This is a genomic window from Chryseobacterium carnipullorum, assembly GCF_003815695.1.
Classification (GTDB): Bacteria; Bacteroidota; Bacteroidia; order Flavobacteriales; family Weeksellaceae; genus Chryseobacterium; species Chryseobacterium carnipullorum.
Window position 1 is genome coordinate 3,126,075 of the sequence record NZ_CP033920.1, and the last position, 23,351, is coordinate 3,149,425.

The following is a 23,351-nucleotide window of genomic DNA, read 5'->3' on the forward strand; positions in this document are numbered from 1 at the left end:
TTATAAACTTACTAATTTTTGTTGATTATATATTTGTCTTCTTTTTCGGATGGATTCCGCTTTTGTTTGCTTTCTTTTTTCCAAAATCTGTTCTGATCTTCCGAAGTACACATCTGCTGGAGTGAGGTTATTTATCGACTCGTGATAGCGCTTGTTATTGTAGTTTTCTACAAACTTCTCCAGTGCTTGGATGAGTTCCTCGGGGTGATAAAAATGATTGAGTTTCACTACGTTTTTCATAGTTCTGTGATAACGTTCAATCTTACCTTGGGTCTGCGGATGCATTGGTTTTCCGTGAACCTGCTTCATCTTTACATTATCTCTAAGATAGGTTTTCAGTTCACTGGAGACGTAGCAGGAACCGTTATCTGAGAGCAGTTTCGGTTTAGCTTTGGTCTTTAATTTCGCTTTTTTAATGGCCGTGTCCACCGTTCGTTTCACATCTTCGGCCTTCATCGAGTCGCACAGCTCCCAGTGAATGATGTAGCGGCTATAATCGTCCAAAATCGTGCTCAGATAGTACCATCCCCAGCCAATGATCTTGAAATAGGTAAAATCTGTCTGCCACATTTGATGCACAAATTCAGTTTTGTCTTTGAACTCATTTGCTGCCGAAAGAAGAAAATGATTCGGTGCCGGGATTAAGTCTCTTTGCTTTAAAATACGGTAAACACTGGATTCTGAAATAAAAACACCTTGCTCATCGGTAATTTTGTAGGCCAGTTCCCTTGCAGACAATTCGGTGTGTTCCAAAGCGATCTCTACCACCAGATCTTTCTGTCTTTCAGGAATGCTGTTCCATTGTCTATGGTTTGTTCTTTTCGTAGTTTCCAAGCCATCATAGCCGTATTCGAGGTAGCTTTTATACCATTTGTAAAAACTACTTCTGGCGATTCCAAAACTTTCCAAGGTTCGCTTCACACCGATTTCACTCCTGGTCACCGTTTGAATGATCTCGTATTTCTCGGCTGCTGATAATCTCATATATTTCCTGTATTTATCGATTAATCCAGCCTGTCTAAACTTTTTTTTACAATATCATAGCGAACGACCAGATCAGCTACGATCTCTTTCAAACGTGCGTTTTCCTTCTTCAGATCTGATACTTCATCACTCGTAGCCTCGCGAGCAATATCTCCATTGAGACGCTTCTTTCCTGCTTCCATAAACTCCTTGTTCCAGGCATAAAACTGCGACTGTGCAATATTATGGTTCCTGCAAAGTTCGGCTACGGAAGTCTCAGCTCGAAGACCTTCCATCACGATTAAAATCTTTTGCTCTGCAGTGAATATTCTGCGGGTGTTCTGCCGAATATCTTTTACGAATTTCTCGGTCGGTTTCTTTTTCGGTGTTGCCATAATTAAAATTACTCTTTTTATGAAAACACTCCTTAACTTTTTAATATCTAATGTCTACTTTTTGCTGACGATTTACAATGGCTAAGAATGTAATTCCCCAAATCACGTAAATGTTGATAAATGCCACCGGCACCAGCCAGCTGTTTTTAGAACTGCTCATGATGTATGTTTTTATAGGATGTGTATTAAAATAAAAAGGCCCTACAACGTCAGTCTGTGAAAAAACCTCCGTTTATTTACTCAAAAATAGGGAAATAAATTCAATAATTGATTTTGGGAATTTGTATATTTAATGATGCAGCATATTATTGGGGTCGCCCGCAATCAGATGGTTTTTACGAGTTTAGAACAGAATATTCCGGATGATAATCCGGTTCGTTTTCTTGATGCTTTTGTAGAGAATATTGATTTGGGAGCTTTGGGTTTCGAGCTTCAAACCTTGAAAACAGAAGGACGACCGAGTTACAGCACCAAAATATTTCTCAAAATCTATCTGTACGGCTATCTCAATGGCCTTCGCAGCTCGAGGAAACTGGAAAAAGAGTGCACTCGCAATATGGAACTGCAGTGGCTTTTGTACGGATTGATTCCGAATTATCACAGCATTTCAGACTTTCGGAAAGACAATCCTTCGGGCTTAAAAAAACTCTTCAAAGTATTTGTTTCATTTTTAAAAGATGCTGATTTGATTGGCGGAGAAATCATTGCCATTGATGGTACCAAAAGTAGGGCTCACAATAGCAAGAAAGCCAATTTTAATCAAAAGAAAATTGAGAAACATCTGGCGTATATTGAGGAGAAGTCACAAGAATATTTAGACCAGTTGGCCGAAAATGATGTACAAGAAAACAGCGAAAAAATTAACAATATTCAGCAGAAAATAGAACGTTTGAAAACCAACCGCATCAGGTACGAACTTCTGGAAGAAAAACTGAAAGTGAGCGGTGAGCCTCAAATCAGCATGACGGATGAAGATTCCAGGGCACTTTTGGTTCAGGGGCAGGTGGTGGAAGTGAGTTACAATATTCAGGCAGCGGTAGATGACAAACACAAACTTGTTGTGGCCACCCACACCATTAATCGCAATGACAGAAATGCTTTGGCAGCAATCGCAATAGAAGCGAAAGAAAATTTAGGAATAGAAACCTTCACCGCTTTGGTCGACAAAGGATATCATAATGGTAGGGAAATCACACAATGCAAAGCGGAAAACATCCGAACGATTGTTGCGTATCCGACCTTGGTACAAACCAATGAGAATGGGACTACGAAAGGCTATTTGGTAGCCAATTTTATTTACGATAAAGAATCAGACACTTACCAATGTCCGCAAAGTCAGACTTTAGAAACCACGGGTTCGTGGCACAAAAAATCGCGTGATGGAGGTGGTTATCTCTTCAAAAAATACCGCAGTTCAGCTTGCAAAGAATGTCCCGTAAAATCACTTTGCACGAGCAGAACAGGAGGGCGGGAGATCGATAGAAGTGAGTTTGCCGAGGCTGTTGAAGAAAACAATCAGCGTTATCGGGAAAATGGGCAGTTGTACCGAAAGCGACAAGAAATCAACGAGCATATCTTCGGCACTATCAAGCGTCAGTGGGGTTACAATCATACGAATTTAACGGGACTGGATAAGGTCAATGGTGAACACAGTTTAATTATGCTGGTTTACAACATCAAGCGAGCGATGAATATTCTGGGAGTTCCGGAGTTAATTGCGAAATTAAAGAGCTGGAAGTCACCTTACAAAAGGAAAGTCTTGTTTTTGTTAAAATTAGCATATTTTAAGGCGATAATGAGCAAGCAAAATTATTGGCAGAAATTAGCAGCATGAAAAATGGGGTTCATTAAAAGCGCTTATTGGCTATTCAGACGAGTACAATTTACAGCATTCTGAGAGGTAATTCGGGGTTTTTTCACAACCTGACGTGGTAAGGCCTTTAGAAATATGTGATATAAAAGTAAGGTCAGCCACGGGATTTCTGATGCATAGGCATACAGTTGCACATCATCATAGTTTTGATGTTTTGTTTCTTAAGTGATTGATGTTTAAATCCTTGTTTCATTTTGTTTTCTTTTCCTGAATACGGTTGCAAATATAGAACATATATTTTTATTAGTCCACTAAAATAATAGACTTTTTGGGATTTTTCATTCTTGAAGCATTTAATTATATGGTTATCAGATAATTATTTTTTTTAATCAAGGTCGAAATAAGTTGAGTTGTATGGATTTCGCGATAAGATGCATCGAAAAAAGTAAATTCTGCAGTTTGAATAGTATTGTTATAGCAGATGAGTTTATTCGAAAGACTCCTCAACCAATTAAAATAATCTATCATAAAAGCGTAGTGCTGATACCGAAGTTATCATACATCATTACTCAGCTTTAATAAAGATCATAATTTTGAATTATTAATTAAAAGCTAAAAAAAAATGGAAAGAACAGAAATCGTTTTAGGAAATGTGAAAGGAGAAATTCAACTTTTCTCAGAAGACCATAAAGCTGGGAAAATGGACATTTCAGTAATCGGGAAAAAATTAACGGTTTATCATACAGAAGTTGATCCTGAACATGAAGGAAAAGGTTTTGCAAAAATATTACTGGAAAGACTGGTTTCCTATGCAAGGGAAAATGATCTTAAAATTGTACCGCTATGTCCGTACGTTCACTTACAGTTCAAACGTCATCCCGATGAATACAACGATGTTTGGCTGAAAGAAAATTAATCAATTTTAAAATGGTTGATTTTATTTGTACTCCATCATGGTTTGCCAGTAAATAAATCCTATGATAAGAAGCCTCTCTCCAAAAAATAAAAATCTCAGACGCCAACCGTCACTAACCTCTAATTTCTAAACAAAAAATGCACGAACATCTCCTTCTAATCCTCGCACTCTTGCTCGTCGTCATGCTGCTGGTGATGCTGGCACAGCGCATTAAAATCGCCTATCCGATATTTTTAGTATTGGCGGGATTGGGAATCAGCTTTATTCCCGGAGTTCCTGTTTTAAAATTAGATCCCGAAATTATTTTCCTGATTTTTTTACCCCCGCTTTTATATGAAGCGGCATGGTACACTTCCTGGAATGATTTCTGGAAATGGAAAAGAACGATTTCGCTGATGGCTTTTGGTTTGGTGTTTTTAACGTCTATAGTGGTTGCTTTTGCTGCTCAGTCTTTAATTCCGGGGTTTACGCTGGCTTTAGGATTTTTACTGGGAGGAATTGTTTCACCACCGGATGCTGTCGCGGCCACCACTGTTTTAAAAGGATTAAAGGTTCCGAAAAGAACCATTGCGATGCTTGAAGGCGAAAGTCTGATCAATGATGCCTCGTCGCTGATTGTTTTCAGGTTTGCTTTGGCAGCAGTGATGACGGGTGTATTTTCCATGCAGGAAGCAACAGGGCAGTTTTTTCTTGTCGCTGGAATGGGAATCGTAGTAGGAATTGTTGGGGCTCATATTTTCTACGCGATCCACCGGTTTTTACCCACAACTCCGGCGATAGATGCCGCACTTACCGTCATGACTCCCTATATTTTATTTCTGGGGGCGGAACACTTTCATTTTTCAGGAGTGATGGCCGTCGTAAGTGGCGGGTTATTTATGTCTTTCCGTTCGCATGAGATTTTTAAAACGGGAACCACCAGAATCAATATGACAGGCGTCTGGAATACCCTCATTTTTGTGATGAATGCACTAGTCTTTGTATTGATCGGATTGGAGCTTCCCGATATCATCAATGGTTTAGGTGAAACATCCTTGATGGAAGGCATAAAATATGGATTGATCATCAGTTTGATTGTCATTCTCGTTCGTCTCCTATGGATTTATCCCGTAGCTCATATTCCGAGATGGCTGAGCAAAAAAGTACGTCAGGATCCCAGTCCGGGCTGGAAAAATCCCTTGATCATTGGTTGGGCAGGAATGCGTGGGGTAGTTTCGCTGGCCACAGCACTGTCAATTCCGGTGATGATGAACGATCAGGCAGAATTTCCACTAAGAAATTTAATCATCTTCATTACGTTTGTCGTCATTTTTGTGACCCTTGTTTTCCAGGGACTGACGCTTCCTTTGATTATTAAATTAACCAAAATTGGAGAAATTGATCCTATTTTACCCTCTCACGAGCAGCAGGCAGGAATTCAGATACGTCTGGATCAACTGGCAGTTGACCGATTGAATGAAAAATATGAAAAAAATTTAACAGGCAATAGTTTGGTTGAAAATTTAAAGGATAGTCTTCAAAATGACATCCAACTGCATCAGAGTCATTTGAGTTCTCTTGAAACATGCTCCAACAGGCAGAATGATCTTCAGGAATACCATCAGGTTATGCTGGATATATTTGCTTTACAACGAAAAGAACTGTTCAGATTGAAAAGAGAAAAGCTTTTCAGCGACGATGAGATCCGAAAAGCAGAATCGCAACTGGATTTAAATGAATTAAAAATTACAGGAAATAAGCATTTATAATTTAAAAATTTCACATTCTTCCCTTTTAAAAACAAGATAAAAATGAAAACACTACAATTTTTAGTTATTGGAAAAAATCAGAAAATTCTTGAAACTTTAAAAAGAATCATCGAAAACAATGAAGGCTGGAAAGCTCAGATCCAAAGCAATGAATCGGTATGCTATGATTACATTAAAGACAATCAGGTGGATATTGTACTCTTAAGTTCAGGGTTGGAAGATCAGTTTGAAAAAGATATAAAAGTCTTTTGTGAAGAATTAGATCAAGAGGTTAAAGTGATCGATCATTACGGTGGCGGAAGCGGACTTTTAAAGAACGAAGTTTACAGCCTTTTCCCTGATTTGCAGCCATAAACTGAGTCAATGTTTGAAAATAGTATCAGTCAATGTATAAGTCTCACTGAAAACAAACCAGTTAAATACACAGGATTTTACATCACTGTAAATTTTTATAATCAAAATCAAAAAAATAACTAAAGATATGGACAGAAAAGATTTTTTAAAGAAAGGTTTATTGGGAACAGGGATGTTTGTAGCCTCTGCTTCTCTGGGAAATACGATGAAAAATGAAATCGACGAGATTGAGCCTCTGGAGCCTATCGGATACAATCATTTACCAAATCCGGAGTCAAAAATTAAAGATAACTCCATCATTCATAAAGCAGATTCCAGAGGAAAAGCAGATCATGGATGGTTGGTAAGTAACCATACCTTCAGTTTTGCCAATTATCATAATCCTGAAAGAATGCATTTTGGAGTGCTCAGGGTTTTAAATGATGACAAAGTAGAGGCGGGAAGAGGCTTTGGAACCCATCCTCATGACAATATGGAGATCATCAGTATTCCACTGGAAGGAGATCTTGAGCACAAAGACAATATGGGGAATACCACGGTGATCAAAAGTGGAGATATCCAGGTAATGAGTGCTGGAACGGGCATTATGCACAGCGAATTTAACAAGAACACCGATCAGCCGGTCAAATTCCTTCAGATCTGGGTATATCCTAATAAGAGAAATGTAAGTCCGAGATATGATCAGATTACTTTAGACAAAACAAAAAGCCACAATACATTTCAGCAGATTCTCTCTCCCAATGCAGATGATGACGGTGTATGGATTCATCAGGATGCCTGGTTTCACTTAGGACGTTTTGATCAAGGGATGGAAAGCAATTATCAGATCAGAAAAAAAGGAAATGGGGTCTATGTTTTCCTATTAAAAGGAACAGCAGAGATCGAAGGTCAATCATTGGAAGAAAGAGACGGTTTCGGAGTTTGGGATATTTCAGAGCTAAATATTAAAGCAACCGCAGAAAACACGGAGATTCTATTAATGGATGTTCCCATGACGATGTAATCTGAACACAGCACCATAGTATTTAAAAGAATCCACTCCGAACTAAATTAGCAAAATCCAAAAAAAATCCCGACTTTTGTCCCCCTTCAATAATTCCGAAATTCATGAAACTTTGTATTGCCGAAAAGCCAAGTGTTGCCAGAGATATCGCCAAAGTATTAGGTGCTACCATGCCTAAACAGGGCTATATGGAGGGCAACGGATACTGCGTGACATGGACCTTCGGACATCTTTGTACTTTAAAGGAACCTCACGACTACGGTCCTCAGTACAAATCCTGGAATTTGTTTTTATTGCCCATTATTCCAGGCAGTTTTGGGATCAAATTAATTCCCAATAAAGGTGTTGAAAACCAGTTTAAAGTAATTGAAAGATTGGTGGAAGAATGTGATGAGGTCATCAACTGTGGTGATGCCGGGCAGGAGGGAGAACTCATTCAGCGTTGGGTTTTGCAGAAAGCAAAATGTACCAAACCTGTTCAGCGGTTATGGATCTCGTCCCTTACCGAAGAAGCGATCAAAGAAGGATTTGCGAATTTAAAACCTGCGGAAGATTACAAAAATCTGTATCTGGCGGGAAATGCAAGAGCGATTGGCGACTGGCTGTTGGGAATCAATGCTACAAGATTATTTACCAAAAAGTTTGGCGGAAACAAAGCCGTCCTTTCTATTGGAAGAGTGCAGACGCCTACGTTGGCCATGTTGGTTCAGCGTCAGAAAGAAATTGATGCCTTCAATACCGAAGAATATTGGGAACTTAAAACCAAATACCGCGACGTTATTTTCAATGCAGCCATTGATCGTCTGAAAACTTTAGACCGTGCTGAAAAAGGACTTGAATACCTTAAATTAAATCCTTTTGAAATTGTCTCTTTTGAAATTAAAGAAGGAAAAGAGAAAAATCTCAGACTTTTTGATTTGACAGGACTTCAGGTAGAAGCCAATAAAAAATATGGCTACTCCGCAGAAAACACGTTAAATTATATCCAAAGTCTGTACGAAAAAAAGCACGTGACCTATCCACGTGTGGATACCACTTATCTATCCGAAAGCCTATATCCGAAAATAGAAGGCATCCTTCGGAAAATGCATTTTTATCAGGATCTGATTTCCCCATTGCTGGAGGCACCTATTCCCAAGTCAAAAGCAGTTTTTGATGATACGAAAGTGACCGATCACCATGCGATTATCCCAACTGAAGTTCCGCCATCTCAAAATCTTAGCAGAGAAGAGAAGTTGATTTATGACCTTATTGCCAAACGTTTTATTTCAGTGTTTTATCCCGAATGTAAGATTTCAAATACTTTGGTAGAAGGAAAAGTAGGAACGATTCCCTTCAAAACAAGTGGAAGACAGGTTCTGGAACCGGGATGGAGAGCTGTTTATGCCAAAGAGCCCAAAGAAGAATCTGCAGATAAAGAAAAAGAGAAGGAAGAAGAACAGACCATTCCGGAATTTACCGTTGGAGAAACCGGACCCCACGATCCGATGATCCATCAGGGAAAAACCACACCACCGAAACCCTACACCGAAGCAACGTTGCTGAGAGCAATGGAAACAGCCGGAAAACAGGTGGATGATGAAGAACTGCGTGAACTTTTGAAAAATAACGGAATTGGAAGACCGTCTACCCGTGCCAACATCATTGAAACCCTTTTCAAAAGAAAATATATAGAAAAGAAAAGAAAAAACCTCATTGCTACTCCAACCGGAATGCAGCTGATCGATACCATTGAAGACGAACTGCTGAAAAGCCCCGAATTAACCGGAGAATGGGAATCTAAACTTCGTAAAATTGAAAGCGGTGAATATGAAGCCAACCAGTTTAAAGAAGAACTCATTCAGATGGTAACGGAACTGACCGAAAAAGTAGTGTATGGAAAAGGAAAAGTAATCACATTATACGAAGAAAAAGAAGAAGTCAAAGAAAAGAAAAAACGCGAACCTGCCGTCAAAAAAGAACTTCAATCCTGGGAAGAAACACAATGTCCAAAATGTAAGGAACACCATCTGATCAAAGGAAAAGCAGCGGTGGGATGTTCCGATTTCAAAAACTGTGGTTTTAAAATCACCTTTGATATTTTCGGAAAAAAACTTTCGGATAAGCAGCTTTTAGATCTCGTTTTAAAAGGAAAAACATCAAAACTGAAAGGATTCAGCACCCATTCTGAAAGCTTGACAGAAGGCGTTCTGACCATTGGAGAAGATTTTCAGGTCCAGCTTGCCTGAGAATTTTAAATTCTAAAAACCAGCGGAATCAGCCCTAATTAAAAATTTATACCCATAAAAATTTTAATCTCACTCAGCCTCAAACACAAGATTGTCAAAATTCCTGAAAATCAAAATCCCAACAAAAATAACAATGAAAGGGCAAAGAATTCCCCTCCTCCGGAGGGGTGGCAAATCAAAGATTTGACGGGGTGGTTCCAATATTTCACAACATAAGCCACCTACTCACAAAGCCGAGCTCCCTCACCTAAACAACTTACCATACCACCCTCCGATATCTTTTTTTATATCATCATAATATTTACATAAGACCTGAGCCAATTCAAGTTCCGATCTTTCAGATTTATAAGTGTTTAAAGTCAGATAACCAAAAAAATTACCGTCCTGATCAACAATAGCCGGAGGATACGAAGCATAACTGTTCCACGGAGAGTACGTACTGTATGAACTTCCATAGTTTCCGTAACTGTTCCAGATGGATTTTGAACTGTAAACATTTCCATAATCCCCATACGTATTCCAAACTGAATTTTTATCAAAAGTATCGCAGTTTAAACATCCCAGATATTGATCCTGATTGGAGCCGCCATACAAGTGTAAGGTCTGAGCCTGAAAAAGACAGCAGATCAGGAGGCTTAAAACGGTGAATATCTTTGTGGTGTTCATACGGATGACTGTTTGTAGCAAAGCTAATACTTTTTGTAACCGTTCTATAAACCGCCCCGTCAAAAATTCTTTGAATTTTCACCATCCCTCCGGATGAGGGGAATACTCATTATTCAACAGTAATCATCATTAAAATTATGATTTTCAAAAAAACTTAAGTGCTTAAAAAACTTTTGTACCTAATGTATATTTTTTAATCTCCCGAAGATTTCTCAGATGACACCGATTTTTTTATCATGATAAATAAAAATCTTAGATTTTTGGGAAAACTTAAGTGTACTTCTTGTGCGTTATCTATTTAGCTTAAGTGTTAAAAAGCTTTTGCATCTTTTGTGGTAAAAGCTTGTTGAACTATTTAGAATTTCAGCATTAAGAAGTAAACTTGTTTTCAATTTTCTGGGTTTTCTGAAAAACATTGGTGAACTTTGTGTTTACATTCAGATTAAATAGATATTCATGACTCCAGAAAAAAAGAAACTCATCACGGACAGCTTTGACCGCTCAGAAACATTGAAATTCTACAATGCAGAATTACTGGAAGTAGACACCGATTTCGTCTCCATTAAAATTCCTAAAATGGAAATGATGACCCGGAAAGCCGGAATGTTCAATGGGGCGATGATCGCTTCCCTGGTGGATGTTTCCTCAGGATATGCCTCGGTAAGTCACTACAAAGACGATTGTTATGTGGTCACCGTTGAACTGAAGGTCAATTATCTTCGTCCCGCATTGGGAGATGCCCTGATATCGCGGTCTTACGTTATCAAAGGCGGAGCAAAGATCATTGTCGTAAGAACTGAAATTTATGTTCTTGATGAAAATACCGGATCCGAAAGTCATGTGGCCACTTCACTGGTGACCATGATGAGGATAAAGTAAAGGAAACCCAAAATTAAAATATTTACGTAAACAAAGAGTCTCACTGTGTTTTTTCAATGCGAATGGAACAGGTTTTGCTCAATAAAGACCATAAACATTAAAAAATATAATATGAACTTAATTATCAGGCTGTTCATTACAGCCATCGTTGCGTATCTTTTGACCAAGGTACTACCGGGGGTAAATTTCGAAGGATTTTCTTCGGCAATTATATTTGCCATCGTACTGGGGGTATTAAATATTTTTGTAAAACCTATTCTGGGACTTTTTGGATTACCATTAACGATTATTACATTGGGATTATTTGCCCTGGTGATCAATGCTCTGATCATTCTGATTGCAGATTATTTTATAGACAGTATGGTCGTAGACGGCTTCTGGTGGGCACTTATCTTTAGTGTGTTGCTGTCCTTTGTGACTTCGCTGGCCAATTCCATGTTTTCAGATGGAGATTAATTCATCCGAGATAAATCCATATCCTAAAGTCTGCTGTTCTTACGGCAGACTTTTTTGTTGCTTAGGCTATATTAAAGAATAGATCTAAGCTGAAAATAGGTGTTAGGTAAAAATGTTTTATAATGATGAGTGTCATTTTCAAAAATATTTATGGTGAATGCAGAATAAATCAAAACTTAAATGTTAATTCTTTCGCTCATTTTTATTTTAAATATTAACTTTGGCCTTCTTTGAATTAAATAAAAGGAATGTGTGAAATCATGCCGGTTTCACATATCCGTTAAAAAATCAATACCAACATATGAAACTTAAGTACAGTCTGCTGGCTCTGGCAGCTCCGCTTTTAATGAATGCACAACAACTCATGACGCCTGAAATTCTTTGGACTTTGAAAAAAGTAGGAGTGCAGGCCGTTTCGCCGGATCAGGCTTCCCTGATTTATAAAATAGGACAGGTAGATCTGAAAACAGAAAAAACAAAAAATGAAAACTACTTTCTCAATGTTCTCAATAGCCAGTCTTCCAAAATAGATTTCGGTAAAAAAAACCTTATCCAGTGGGATAAAAACGGAATTTATGCACAGGAAGGAGACAAGATTTATCTGTCAAAAGATAATGGAAAAACCTGGTCGGAATTTTATACCATTGGTGAAGTCGATAATATTGTGATTTCTCCGGACGGTAAAAAAATTGCATTCAGCAAACAGGTTCTGGTAGAAAAGCTGATGGGTAAAGACAAATACAGCGACACCCCTAAAACGACAGCTCAGGTATACACAGACTTAAACCACAGACACTGGGATTATTTCAATGAAGGGAAATACAACCATGTATTTGTTGTCAATACCACAGATAAAGCAGAATCTGCAAAAGATCTTTTAGAAGGGAAAACATGGGATTCTCCTCAGAGACCTTTCGGGGGAGCTGAAGATTTTATCTGGAGCCCGGATTCTTCACAGCTTTTATACGTTACAAAACCTAAAAGCGGTAAAGAATATTCTACAAGTACCAATACAGACATTTTTGCTTACGACCTTGCTTCAGGAACTACGAAAAATATTACAGAATCCAATAAAGGATATGATGTAAATCCAAAATTCAGCCCGGACGGAAAATCTCTGATCTGGCAGAGTATGGCGAGAGACGGATATGAAGCAGACAAAAATGATGTGAAAATCATGGACTGGAAGTCTGGAAAAAGGAGCAATCTTACTGCGGGTTGGGATGAAAGCGTTTCCGGAGATGTATTCTGGAGCGGTGATTCCAAAATAATCTATTTTACAGCAGCATTCAAAGGAACAAAACAGTTGTTCTCTCTGGATCCTAAAGCCGCAAAAGTACAGCAGATCACTAAAGGTGATTTTGACGTTAACGAAATCTTTACTGATAATAAAACCTCACTCTTAGTAGGAAGAACAGACGTTAATCATGCCACGGAATTATTCTCTGTGAACGTGAAAAACGGTGAAATGAAACAGGTGACCGAAGCCAATAAAGAAGCGTATGCTAAACTGGCACAGGGGAAATCTGAACTGAAGATGGTAAAAACAACAGATGGAAAAGAAATGGGTGTATGGTTCCACTACCCACCGAATTTTGATCCGAATAAAAAATACCCTACACTGGTTTATTGCCAGGGAGGTCCGCAGTCTGCACTGACGCAATTCTTCAGTACAAGATGGAACTTCGCACTCATGGCTGCCAACGGATACATCGTAGTAGCACCAAACAGAAGAGGAATGCCGGGCTGGGGAACAAAATGGAATGAAGAAATTTCTAAAGACTGGGGCGGACAGCCGATGAGAGATTATCTGGCAGCAACAGATTACGCGAAAACATTACCATATGTAGATGGTGAAAGAGTAGCGGCAGTAGGAGCAAGCTACGGAGGTTACAGCGTATTTATGCTGGCCGGAATCCACGAAAACAGATTCAAAACATTCATCGCACACGATGGATTATTCGATATGAAATCCTGGTATCTTACTACAGAAGAACTTTGGTTTGCCAACTGGGACCTTGGTTCTCCGTGGGAAAAACCACTTCCAAAAGCCTATACAGAATTCAACCCAAGCAATTTTGTTGAAAAATGGAACAAGCCGATTATGATCTTCCAGGGAGGAATTGATTTCCGTGTACCTTACGAGCAGGGACAGGAAGCTTTCCAGGCAGCTCAATTAAGAGGATTGAAATCTAAACTGGTTTATTTCCCTAATGAAAATCACTGGGTACTTCATCCGCAAAACGGATTGGTATGGCAAAGAGAATTCTTCGACTGGCTGAAGGAAACTTTATAATGAAAAACGAATAACTGAAAGTGAATCGAATGGCTTTTAATTATTCCTGAAAATATCAATAGAAACGGGCTTTGGCCCGTTTTTTTATGGGATAATGAAACGCCTTTAACCAGATTTTATATATTTGAATATGCAAAACAGAATTTCCTCTTTTCCACCACTTATTGATGATCAGTCTGAAATCTTAATTTTAGGTTCAATTCCTGGTGTCAAATCACTGGAAAAGCAGCAATACTACGGTCATCCGCAAAATAAATTCTGGACCATTATTTTTCACCTGTTCAACGAAGAATTTACTGAAGATTATAACGAGAGAAAAAATATCCTAAAGAAACATCACCTCGCAGTCTGGGATGTTATCGATTCCTGCGAAAGAAAAGGAAGCCTCGATTCTGAGATTAAAAATGAAGAAGCCAACCGGATTGATGAACTTTTGGAAGAACATGCCCATATCAAAGCAATTTTCTGCAACGGAGGTAAATCGTATAAAAATCTGCAGAAACTTTTAGGCAAAAATTATAAGTTACCTATTATTCAGCTTCCCTCTACGAGCCCACTTCATACCGTGTCTTTTGATAGTAAATTGCAAGAGTGGAGGAAAATCCTTGAGTTCTTAGCTTAAACTTTTTTAACTTCATTAAATTTGAAAAGTTTATAACCTTAAAAATTATAAGTTCAAGTCATTAGAAAATCAGAGATTTTTGACAGCTTAAATGTAGTTTTCGGAGCGGGAAGCAAAGCTTCCCGCTCCGAAAACTTTCCTCAGTCATTGCGAGCAGGGCGAAGCAATCTCCTGAAAGAATTTTAGAATTTCAACAGAGTAGTTTGTTTTAACCTAAGATTTAAACTTAAAATTGCACCAACGAAAAGATCTCCGACTTTCTTCGAGATCCGTGGGATAAAATCTAATCAACACGCAGGTATTTTCTCAAACCTTTCAGCAGCTGCAACTGATTTCTCGTTCTGTCAAGATTGTGTTCAGCATACTTAGTAGAGTAGTACGTGCTTCCGTTCAAATAATCAGTCAGAAAACGGATCGCCTGAATATAGATCACAGTTTGTGCAGCATAATCCAGATTTTCAAGTTCATCAAAACTCAGTTTTTTCTTTAAATACAGTAAAAATCCATCTTTTACGGTTCTGTACATATGTGGGTTGAAGTTGTTTTCAGCAGTTTTGAGATCCTCATCCAAAGTATTGGTATATGATCTTGCCATATCACCAAAGTCATACAGGATGGTGGAAACGGTTACCGTGTCCAGATCAATAACAGCAAGAGGTTTTGATGTTGAATCAAAAAGAATATTTCTCACATTAGGATCTCCATGGATAATTCTTTTGGGAAGAAGATGATCCCTTTCCATTTCGATCCATTTTTGAGGAAGAGACATCAGCTCATTCATCATTTCGATTTCCGGAGCAGCATTTTCTAACAGATCTTCGCTTGCATTTTGTAACGACGTTTGGTAATCCTGCATCCTTTTTTCAAAATTAATAAAATCAGGAATCGGAACTTTAAGGTCAGGAAGGTGTTCAGGATTTATTGTATTTAAAAAACATCCTACTGCTTTTGCCGATTCATAGGCTGTTTTTAGATCCGGAATTTTAAAAAAGGTTCGGGTATCTTCGAGAAAACTGAGCATTCTCCATGATCCTCCGTTGTCATCATTCAGAATGAAATGTCCTGATAAACTTGCTTTTGGTTTGACGATTTCCAGCGGATAATTTCCCTCTTCCAGCATCCCGTTGATCAGGAGATGATTTTGGCTGATGATTTCAGGAAAGGGAAAAACCTGAGTATTGATCTTTTGAAGGATCCATTTTTCGTCAGAATCATGATCTTCCACCAAATACGTTGTGTTGATCAGTCCGTTTGTAATAGGAGTGATGGTACAATTTTCAGTTCCGGTAAATCCGGTAACAATCTGTTTTAATTCCATAAATCTTCTGGATATCTGTTTTTTTCGATTTCTGATCTCAGAAAATCTTTAATACTGCTTTTATCATCGGCATAGGTAACTCCCATCCATTGCGAAGGAGAAGCCTTCACCCGTACTTTCGCTTTTTTCTCATCAATCATTCTCTGTACGGCAGAAGGGATGTAAAACTCTTGCGATGGCTCAGGATCTGATTGTATAAAATCATTAAAATACATGTCAAGAGCATTAAAAATATCCGGATGAAAAATGAAGAAATTCATAGAGACCAGCGCATCGGATGTGAGTTCAATATCATTTCCATTCTCAGTATACACAATTGAATCTCCATTTCTGCGGATCGAAGTCTGCTCCTCTATTTTTATCAGATTATCCTCCTCATCTAAGGTACATATTCCTCTGGCTACAGATCCGTTTCCACTCAAAGTAGACCCTAAGGGATAGGCTGCCATTCCAAACTGTGATCCTGAGATGTGAAAATCAATTTCTTCAGAAGCCAGCTGATAGGCTTCTTTACCATAAAAATCATCAGCGTTGATCATCACAAAAGTTTCCTGTACCGCATTTTTTGCACAAAGAACAGCATGGCCGGTTCCCCAGGGCTTTTCTCTTTTTGTTAAGTTAAAACCTTTAGGAAGAAAACTTTCTTTTTCCTGGCAGATCCAGTGAAGTTCAAAGTTTTTGACTTTGGATATTGTATTTAATCTATCAATATAACTTTGAGGAATCAGCCTGTTCACAATAATGACCACTTTACTAAAACCTGCTTCCAGCGCATCATAAATGGAATATTCAAGGATAGGAGAACCATTTTCAAGAATTCCATCTACCTGTTTCAAACCCTTGTAGCGGCTTCCTAAACCTCCGGCCAGGATGAGTAATGTTTTTCTAGAAGTCATCGGTCATTCCAAATACAGGTTGACGGGTTTTCCATTTTCCGTTGGTAAAATCAGGAATATCTATCGCCTGACCTCCTTTAGCAATGGACTCTTCGCTCAACGGGGTGATTGAATACCATAAAGCAAGATCATACACATCCATCGGGAATTCTATATTTCGCTTGATACATTCTATAAAAGTATTCATTACAAAAAAGTCCATTCCTCCATGGCCTGCACCTGCAGCCGTACTTTCGAATTTTTTCCAGATAGGATGGTCAAATTCCTTCATCCATTTTTCCGTATTTTCCCATCGATGGCTGTGATTCATTGTTTTTTCAAAATAAAGATGTCCCTGATCGAAATCTCCCCATCCGAAATCCTGCCACAAACCTTCTGTTCCCTGAACTCTGAATCCCAGATCATAAGGTCTCTGTAAGCTGGTGTCATGGGTTAAAAGAATCGTCTCGCCATTCGCGCAGGCAATTTGTGTGGTCACGATATCTCCCTGATTGAATTTTGCTTTGGCATTAGGATGATTTTCTCCGCCTTTTGGATGTTCCACAATGTATTTATGGAGTCCCACAGACTTTGAAGAGAATGACGAAAGTCTGGTCAGACGGTTTCCTCGGTTGATATCCATCATCACTGCCACAGGACCCAATCCATGTGTAGGATAAAGCTCTCCGTTGCGTTTTACATAATGCTCCGTTCTCCAATGCGCTTCACTGAACCCTTTTTCACCAAATTCAGCACCCGAATTGTAAGGAGTCACTCCATCATTGAAAAGAACGCCTCTCAAATCATGCTGGTAGCCGCCTCTTCCATGAACCAATTCTCCAAACATTCCTTTTCGAACCATATTCATAATGGCCATGATATCCCTGCGGTAACATACATTTTCCATCATGAAAATAGGCACCTTAGTTTCCTCATAGACTTTCACAAATTCCCAGCAGTCCTGAAGCTTTATAGCTCCGGACACCTCCATCCCTACAATTTTTCTGGCGCGCATGGCTTCTGTACCCTGCGGAAGATGCCATTCCCACGGAGTGGCAATCACTACAGCGTCTATCGTTTTTAATTTCAAAAGATTCCGGTAATCATATTCGCCGTTTGAAAATTCCTGGGCGGCAGATTTATGATGGTCTTTCAGTATTTTCTGAGATGCGGCAAGCATTCTTTTATCCGGATCAGCAAAAGCCACAATCTCCACGTCATCGCGTTTCGCCAGCAGTTTTACATGTTCCTGTCCGCGAAGTCCCACGCCGATAAATCCGACACGGACTTTTTTATCTGTTTTAAAATCATTGGAGTAGGCAAATAAAGAATTGGGTAAAACCAAAGCGCCAAAGCTAGCCAGGGCTGCAGTCTTAATGAAGGTTCTGCGTGAAGAGGTGTTGTCCATCAAAATTTTTTTCTAAATATATTAAAAAGTTGTGGGATGCGGGTTATAAGTTTCGGGTTACAAGTTGCGAGATTCGGGTTAAGTAGAGTCTGGGTTCGGGATGAGAATGGTGTTGTTGAAAACTAAAAACGGCTGCCCGGTTTGAAGGAACAGCCACTTTTAGAATCATCAATTTTTAATATATTATTTCTCCGTGAAATATACTTCTTCATAAGGTTGGATCAGTACCCATCCGTTTCCTGAGAACTTCATCTGAAATTCTTCGCCGCTTCCTCTTCCGATAAGGCTTTTGAAAGAAACATTTGTTTTCAGATCAGGACTTAAGTTTCCGGACCATGCTACCGTAGCATTAGGATCTGTGAAAACAGGATTGTCAGGAGTAACCATCAATGTCAAGGGTTCACCGTGGGTAGTTATGGCAATATGTCCGGTTCCGGAAAGCTTTACCTGAAAAAGACCACCAGCCATCATACCAGCCACACTTTTAAGCATGGTAATATCGCTTTTTACACTTTGCTCATGGGCCAGAACATCATTTCCATTGACACATACGGATTCATTATTCAAATAAAGGATACGGACTTTCTTACCAGAATCTGCGACATACAACTTACCGTTCCCTTCTGCTTTCATCAGTTTTGTTCCTTCACCACTGATCGCTTTCTTTAAAAGATTACCAATACCTCCGGCCAGCATTCCCTGTCTTTCGAAATTGATGCCTCCCACATAGCCTACCATGCTTCCTCTTTTGGTCCATACCGCCTGATTATTTAGGTTGATTTCTAAAAGGTGGGGCGTTTCAAGCTCAAAATAGTCTCTTTGCTGTGGATTTTCTTTAGTCTCGTTGACAAAAGCTTCTAATGAATATTTGCTCATAAAGGTTAAAAGTTTTAAATATTTCCAAAAATAACCTTTTTTTACTTCATAAATCACCGTAGAATCACGGTTTTATATTTGATTTTAAATATTACTTGACAAAGGGGTATTCAATGTCGTATATTTGCACACCGAAAATTACACTTGTAATTTGAATAATTTTTAAACCGTAATTTAAAAAAATGAAAACATCAGATTTTAATTTTGATCTTCCTGAAGAATTATTGGCAGAACACCCATCTGAACACAGAGATGAAGCCAAACTAATGGTTCTTAATAGAAAAACTCAAACTATTGAACATAAGTTGTTTAAAGATGTTGTAGATTATTTCGATGAGAAAGATCTTTTCATTTTCAACAATACTAAAGTTTTCCCTGCACGTCTTTATGGAAATAAAGAAAAAACAGGCGCTAAAATTGAAGTTTTCCTTTTAAGAGAACTTGACAAAGAAACCAGAGTATGGGACGTTCTTGTAGATCCTGCAAGAAAGATCAGAATTGGTAACAAACTGTTCTTTACTGAAGATGAATCTTTAGTAGCAGAAGTGATTGACAATACCACTTCAAGAGGAAGAACTTTAAGATTCCTTTTCGATGGATCTTATGACGAATTCAGAACAAAACTGAAGGAATTGGGAGAAACTCCACTTCCAAAATATATCAAAAGAGCAGTAGAGCCGGAAGATGCAGAAAGATATCAGACGATCTATGCAAAAATTGAAGGAGCGGTGGCTGCACCTACAGCAGGTCTTCACTTCTCTAAGCATCTGATGAAGAAATTAGAGATCAAAGGAATCGATTTTGCTGAGGTGACACTTCACGTAGGTTTAGGAACTTTTAACCCTATTGAGGTGGAAGATCTTTCCAAGCACAAAATGGAGTCTGAAGAAATCATCATCGATGAGAAAAATGCTGACATCATCAATAAAGCGGTAGATGCTCACAGAAGAGTTTGTGCAGTAGGGACTACAACGATGAGAGCATTGGAAACTTCTGTTTCTTCAAACAAAAAAATCTCTGCATTCAACGGTTGGACGAACAAATTCATTTACCCGCCTCACGATTTTGGGGTAGCGAATTCAATGATCACCAATTTCCACACACCGAAATCAACATTATTGATGATGATTGCTGCGTTTGCAGGAAAAGATTTTATTATGCATGCTTATGAAGAAGCCGTAAAAGAAAAGTATAAATTCTATTCTTACGGTGACGCAATGTTAATCCTATAAATTATGTATTAATGTATAATGTACAAAGTATAATGTGTTTTTTAGGGGTTTAAAACTTAAGATAATACATAAGATTATTACTTTGTACATTGTACATCATACATCACACTTTTTACAATAATGAAAGATATCCGAGTTTTATCACTAGACCAGCTTAAAGACTATTTTTTGACTTTAGGGGAAAAACCGTTTCGTGCGAAACAGGTTTACGACTGGTTATGGAGTAAAAATCTCCATTCGATTGATGAAATGACGAATCTTTCGAAAACGCTTCGTGAAAGAATTTCCGAAGAGTATACCATCAATCCGGTTTCTGTAGACCAACTGCAGAGAAGTTCAGACGGAACCATCAAAAACGGGGTGAAGCTTCACGACGGACTGCTGGTGGAATCTGTTCTTATTCCTACGGAAACAAGAACTACCGCTTGTGTTTCCTCACAGGTAGGATGTTCACTGAACTGCGAATTTTGTGCAACGGCAAGGCTGAAAAGAATGAGAAACCTTGAAGTCGCTGAAATTGTAGACCAGGTTGCCCTGATCGACAGCCAAAGCAAAATGTACTTTAACAGACCGCTTTCCAATATCGTTTTTATGGGAATGGGAGAGCCAATGATGAATTATAAAAACGTTGTAGAGGCCATCAAAAAAATTACCCAGCCTGAAGGTTTGGGCATGTCTCCAAGAAGAATTACCGTTTCTACATCCGGAATTCCGAAGATGATCAAAATGCTTGCAGATGATGAGCTCCGCGTAAAACTGGCACTTTCCCTTCACTCTGCTATAGAGGTCAAGCGTAATGAAATCATGCCTTTCTCTGATAAATTTCCACTAACCGATATCATGGATGCGCTTCAGTACTGGTATCAGAAAACAGGTTCTGTTATTACCTTTGAATACTGTGTATGGAAAGGAATCAATGACGGAGATGAAGACATCAAAGCACTGATCAGATATTGCAGACAGGTACCCTCCAAAGTGAATCTGATCCAGTATAATCCTATTGGTGACGGAAAATATGACCAGTGTAATAAACAGGCAGAAGACAACTATGTACGTCAGCTGGAAAATGCAGGAATCACAGTGATGATCAGAAAAAGCCGCGGTGGCGACATCGATGCAGCCTGTGGACAGCTTGCCAACAAAACAACGGATTAAAATTTCCTTAAAAGATTAAAAACTTTTCTTAAAAATTTCCTAAAATCCTACCTTTACATAAACTAATAAGGGATGTTGGATTTCTTTACTGGCGAAGATGGGCTTGAAAATGTCTATGCATGGTCAATTCCGCTTCATGCTACCGTAATTTTAGCAGAAATGATCTACAGCCATATTTCTGAGGCTAAGCTGTATAATGGAAAGGACGTGGCAACGAGTGTTTATCTTGCATTGATGAACTTCGGCCTGGATCTTGTCATGAAGGCTTTTGCCATGGGAGTCATGTTTTTCTTTTACAATCATCAACTTTTCACCTGGAATTTTACCGTCTGGTATTGGCTGATCTGCTTTATCATTACAGACTTTGCTTATTATGTACTGCATTATGTAGATCATCATTCCAGAGCATTCTGGGCAGTTCATATTACCCATCACAATTCAGAATATTTCAACCTGACAACGGGTTTCAGAAGTCCTGTACTGCAGCCTCTTTACAGATATCTCTACTTTTCTCCACTGGCCTTTTTAGGCTTTAATCCCTGGCATATCATGGTTGTTTACGCCATTGGGCAGGTGTATGGAACCTGGGTGCATACACAGACCGTGAAAAGTATGGGAGTCCTGGAATATATTCTGGTAACGCCTTCACACCACAGAGTACATCATGCATGCAATATCAAGTATCTGGACAGAAACATGGGAATGTGTCTGATTATCTGGGATAAAATCTTCGGAACCTTCGAAAAAGAAGATCCCAATGTGCCTGTCAAGTATGGAATTTACCCGAAAATGCCGGACAACAAACCAGATACTGTTCTTCTTTATGAATGGAGAAAAATCTGGAAAGATATCAGACAGCCTGGGCTGAAAATCTCAGACAGGATTAATTATATTTTCAATTCACCTGGGTGGAGACATGATGGAACCGGTAAAACAGTAAGGCAATACCAGAAAGACTATTTAAAGAAACAGGACAAAAGACAGGAGCAAAAGCAAAAAATGAAATCTGCCTGATCTGATATATTTATCATCTTGTTTTTTTATTGAACCACAAAAGACAAAAGCTTTTTATATTGAATTATCGGAGAAATCTTTGCAATCTCTGGTGAAAAATATTTTCATGATAATGACCATTGAATGATTGACAATTCCCATCTTCTTAAGGGGTGTCGAAAATTCAAGGAATTTTTGACGGGGTGGTTCCAAAAAACAAAACATCTCCAATCTTTTCCTCATTCCCCCTTAAACCCTTATTTTTGCTTCATGAAAAAACTTTTCTTTCTTGCTGCCCTAATCATTTTTCAATTCTCATTTTCACAGCAGACCGATTTCCTGAAAATAAGAAAATTCAGGGTTGCTTACCTGGATGATAAAATTCAGGAAACGTCAGGGTTAAGTATTCTGAATGGAAAACTGTACACTTTCAATGACAGTGGGAATGCCCCGGAAATTTTTGAACTGGATGAAACTTCCGGTAGCATCAGAAATACCTTCACCATTAATGCAAAAAACAAAGACTGGGAAGCGATGACGAATGACGGGAAGAATTTCTATATTGGTGATTTCGGGAATAACGGAGGAACAAGAAGAGATCTTGAAATCTATCAACTTCCTTTTCATAACAATGAACCGCAGAATGATTCTATTAAGAAGATTTCTTTCTATTATCCGGAACAGACAGAATTCATTCCCCAATATACCAATAATGATTTTGATGCTGAAGCGATGATTTATCTTAATGGAAAGCTGCACCTCTTTACGAAGGAATGGAAATCAAAATCCAGCGCTCATTATATCATTGACCCTGCAACCTCTGAAAAGCAGAAAGCAGAAAAAATAGAATCTTACAAAACCAATTTTGTAGTCACTGATGCTGCGTATTTTGATAAAAAATTATATCTGGTAGGGTATACGAAGAAAACAGAAGTCTTTTTGAATGTTTTTAAGGAAAATGAACCGGGAATCTTTTTTAAAGAGACCCCGAAACATTATTATCTCGGAAGTGCCCTTGCAATAGGCCAGATCGAAGGTGTTGCCGTGAATGAGACCGGAATCTATATTTCGGGGGAAAAGTTCAAATCGAGATTGGGAACGGCGCAGCCCTCCCTGTATTTTATTCCCAAAGAACAACTCAAAGATTAATTTTAT

The 23,351-nt window shown here is 38.6% G+C and carries 20 protein-coding genes; 14 read left to right on the plus strand and 6 right to left on the minus strand.

Features of this window, described 5'->3' with window-relative positions:
* Positions 1-1,358 (minus strand): IS3 family transposase gene (locus EG346_RS14285; protein WP_394343264.1). Its coding sequence is split into 2 segments (ribosomal slippage): positions 1-1,020 and positions 1,023-1,358, totalling 1,356 coding nucleotides; the frame shifts between segments, so codons are not numbered across the junction.
* Positions 1,359-1,650: 292 nt separating this feature from the next.
* On the opposite strand from EG346_RS14285, the gene EG346_RS14290 reads away from it, so the two are divergent.
* The 6 genes from EG346_RS14290 to EG346_RS14315 all read left to right on the plus strand — a co-directional run bounded on the left by EG346_RS14290 (position 1,651) and on the right by EG346_RS14315 (position 9,420).
* A complete protein-coding gene (locus EG346_RS14290) occupies positions 1,651-3,192 on the plus strand; it encodes an IS1182 family transposase (protein WP_228425941.1) in 1,542 nt (513 codons plus the stop codon).
* A gap of 601 nt (positions 3,193-3,793) precedes the next feature.
* The gene (locus tag EG346_RS14295) at positions 3,794-4,087 is read left to right on the plus strand and encodes a GNAT family N-acetyltransferase (protein WP_073334729.1); all 294 of its coding nucleotides are present in this window, start codon (positions 3,794-3,796) and stop codon (positions 4,085-4,087) included.
* A 137-nt stretch (positions 4,088-4,224) separates the two neighbouring features.
* A complete protein-coding gene (locus EG346_RS14300) occupies positions 4,225-5,835 on the plus strand; it encodes a Na+/H+ antiporter (protein WP_123879438.1) in 1,611 nt (536 codons plus the stop codon).
* 42 nt (positions 5,836-5,877) lie between these two features.
* Positions 5,878-6,189, plus strand: coding sequence for a hypothetical protein (locus EG346_RS14305; RefSeq protein ID WP_123879440.1), 312 nt, complete (start codon positions 5,878-5,880; stop codon positions 6,187-6,189).
* Between the two features lie 127 nt (positions 6,190-6,316).
* Positions 6,317-7,192: a pirin family protein gene (locus EG346_RS14310; RefSeq protein ID WP_073334732.1), complete on the plus strand. Its 876-nt coding sequence runs from the start codon at positions 6,317-6,319 to the stop codon at positions 7,190-7,192.
* Positions 7,193-7,296: 104 nt separating this feature from the next.
* Positions 7,297-9,420: a type IA DNA topoisomerase gene (locus EG346_RS14315; protein WP_123879442.1), complete on the plus strand. Its 2,124-nt coding sequence runs from the start codon at positions 7,297-7,299 to the stop codon at positions 9,418-9,420.
* A 243-nt stretch (positions 9,421-9,663) separates the two neighbouring features.
* On the opposite strand, the gene EG346_RS14320 is transcribed toward EG346_RS14315, so the two are convergent.
* Positions 9,664-10,086 carry a hypothetical protein gene (locus tag EG346_RS14320; RefSeq protein ID WP_073334734.1) on the minus strand — a complete coding sequence of 141 codons (423 nt, stop codon included), beginning with the start codon at positions 10,084-10,086 and terminating at the stop codon, positions 9,664-9,666.
* Between the two features lie 456 nt (positions 10,087-10,542).
* On the opposite strand from EG346_RS14320, the gene EG346_RS14325 reads away from it, so the two are divergent.
* From EG346_RS14325 to EG346_RS14340, 4 genes are all read left to right on the plus strand, one after another.
* Entirely contained in the window at positions 10,543-10,965 is a 423-nt protein-coding gene (locus tag EG346_RS14325; protein ID WP_073334735.1) for a PaaI family thioesterase, read from the plus strand.
* 111 nt (positions 10,966-11,076) lie between these two features.
* The gene (locus EG346_RS14330) at positions 11,077-11,421 is read left to right on the plus strand and encodes a phage holin family protein (RefSeq protein ID WP_073334736.1); all 345 of its coding nucleotides are present in this window, start codon (positions 11,077-11,079) and stop codon (positions 11,419-11,421) included.
* A 301-nt stretch (positions 11,422-11,722) separates the two neighbouring features.
* On the plus strand, positions 11,723-13,717 hold the full coding sequence (locus EG346_RS14335; protein WP_123879444.1) for a S9 family peptidase: 1,995 nt from the start codon (positions 11,723-11,725) through the stop codon (positions 13,715-13,717).
* A 130-nt stretch (positions 13,718-13,847) separates the two neighbouring features.
* Positions 13,848-14,339: a DNA-deoxyinosine glycosylase gene (locus tag EG346_RS14340; RefSeq protein ID WP_123879446.1), complete on the plus strand. Its 492-nt coding sequence runs from the start codon at positions 13,848-13,850 to the stop codon at positions 14,337-14,339.
* A gap of 283 nt (positions 14,340-14,622) precedes the next feature.
* On the opposite strand, the gene EG346_RS14345 is transcribed toward EG346_RS14340, so the two are convergent.
* The 4 genes from EG346_RS14345 to EG346_RS14360 all read right to left on the minus strand — a co-directional run bounded on the left by EG346_RS14345 (position 14,623) and on the right by EG346_RS14360 (position 18,816).
* On the minus strand, positions 14,623-15,657 hold the full coding sequence (locus EG346_RS14345) for a phosphotransferase enzyme family protein (RefSeq protein WP_123879448.1): 1,035 nt from the start codon (positions 15,655-15,657) through the stop codon (positions 14,623-14,625).
* Positions 15,648-16,553, minus strand: a complete 906-nt coding sequence (locus tag EG346_RS14350) for a nucleotidyltransferase family protein (RefSeq protein ID WP_123879450.1) — start codon at positions 16,551-16,553, stop codon at positions 15,648-15,650. Before EG346_RS14350 ends, EG346_RS14345 begins: the two co-directional genes overlap by 10 nt.
* Positions 16,543-17,940: a Gfo/Idh/MocA family protein gene (locus tag EG346_RS14355; protein ID WP_123879452.1), complete on the minus strand. Its 1,398-nt coding sequence runs from the start codon at positions 17,938-17,940 to the stop codon at positions 16,543-16,545. The genes EG346_RS14350 and EG346_RS14355 overlap by 11 nt, the downstream gene beginning before the upstream one ends.
* 183 nt (positions 17,941-18,123) lie before the next feature.
* Positions 18,124-18,816 carry an AIM24 family protein gene (locus EG346_RS14360; protein ID WP_073334783.1) on the minus strand — a complete coding sequence of 231 codons (693 nt, stop codon included), beginning with the start codon at positions 18,814-18,816 and terminating at the stop codon, positions 18,124-18,126.
* 182 nt (positions 18,817-18,998) lie between these two features.
* Here EG346_RS14360 and queA point away from each other — a divergent pair, with 182 nt between their 5' ends.
* From queA to EG346_RS14380, 4 genes are all read left to right on the plus strand, one after another.
* Positions 18,999-20,048, plus strand: coding sequence for a tRNA preQ1(34) S-adenosylmethionine ribosyltransferase-isomerase QueA (gene queA / locus EG346_RS14365; protein ID WP_073334742.1), 1,050 nt, complete (start codon positions 18,999-19,001; stop codon positions 20,046-20,048).
* Between the two features lie 120 nt (positions 20,049-20,168).
* Positions 20,169-21,203: a dual-specificity RNA methyltransferase RlmN gene (gene rlmN / locus EG346_RS14370; RefSeq protein ID WP_073334743.1), complete on the plus strand. Its 1,035-nt coding sequence runs from the start codon at positions 20,169-20,171 to the stop codon at positions 21,201-21,203.
* Positions 21,204-21,275: 72 nt separating this feature from the next.
* Entirely contained in the window at positions 21,276-22,217 is a 942-nt protein-coding gene (locus EG346_RS14375; RefSeq protein ID WP_123879454.1) for a sterol desaturase family protein, read from the plus strand.
* Between the two features lie 249 nt (positions 22,218-22,466).
* The gene (locus EG346_RS14380; protein ID WP_123879456.1) at positions 22,467-23,345 is read left to right on the plus strand and encodes a YjiK family protein; all 879 of its coding nucleotides are present in this window, start codon (positions 22,467-22,469) and stop codon (positions 23,343-23,345) included.
* Positions 23,346-23,351: the final 6 nt, after the last annotated feature.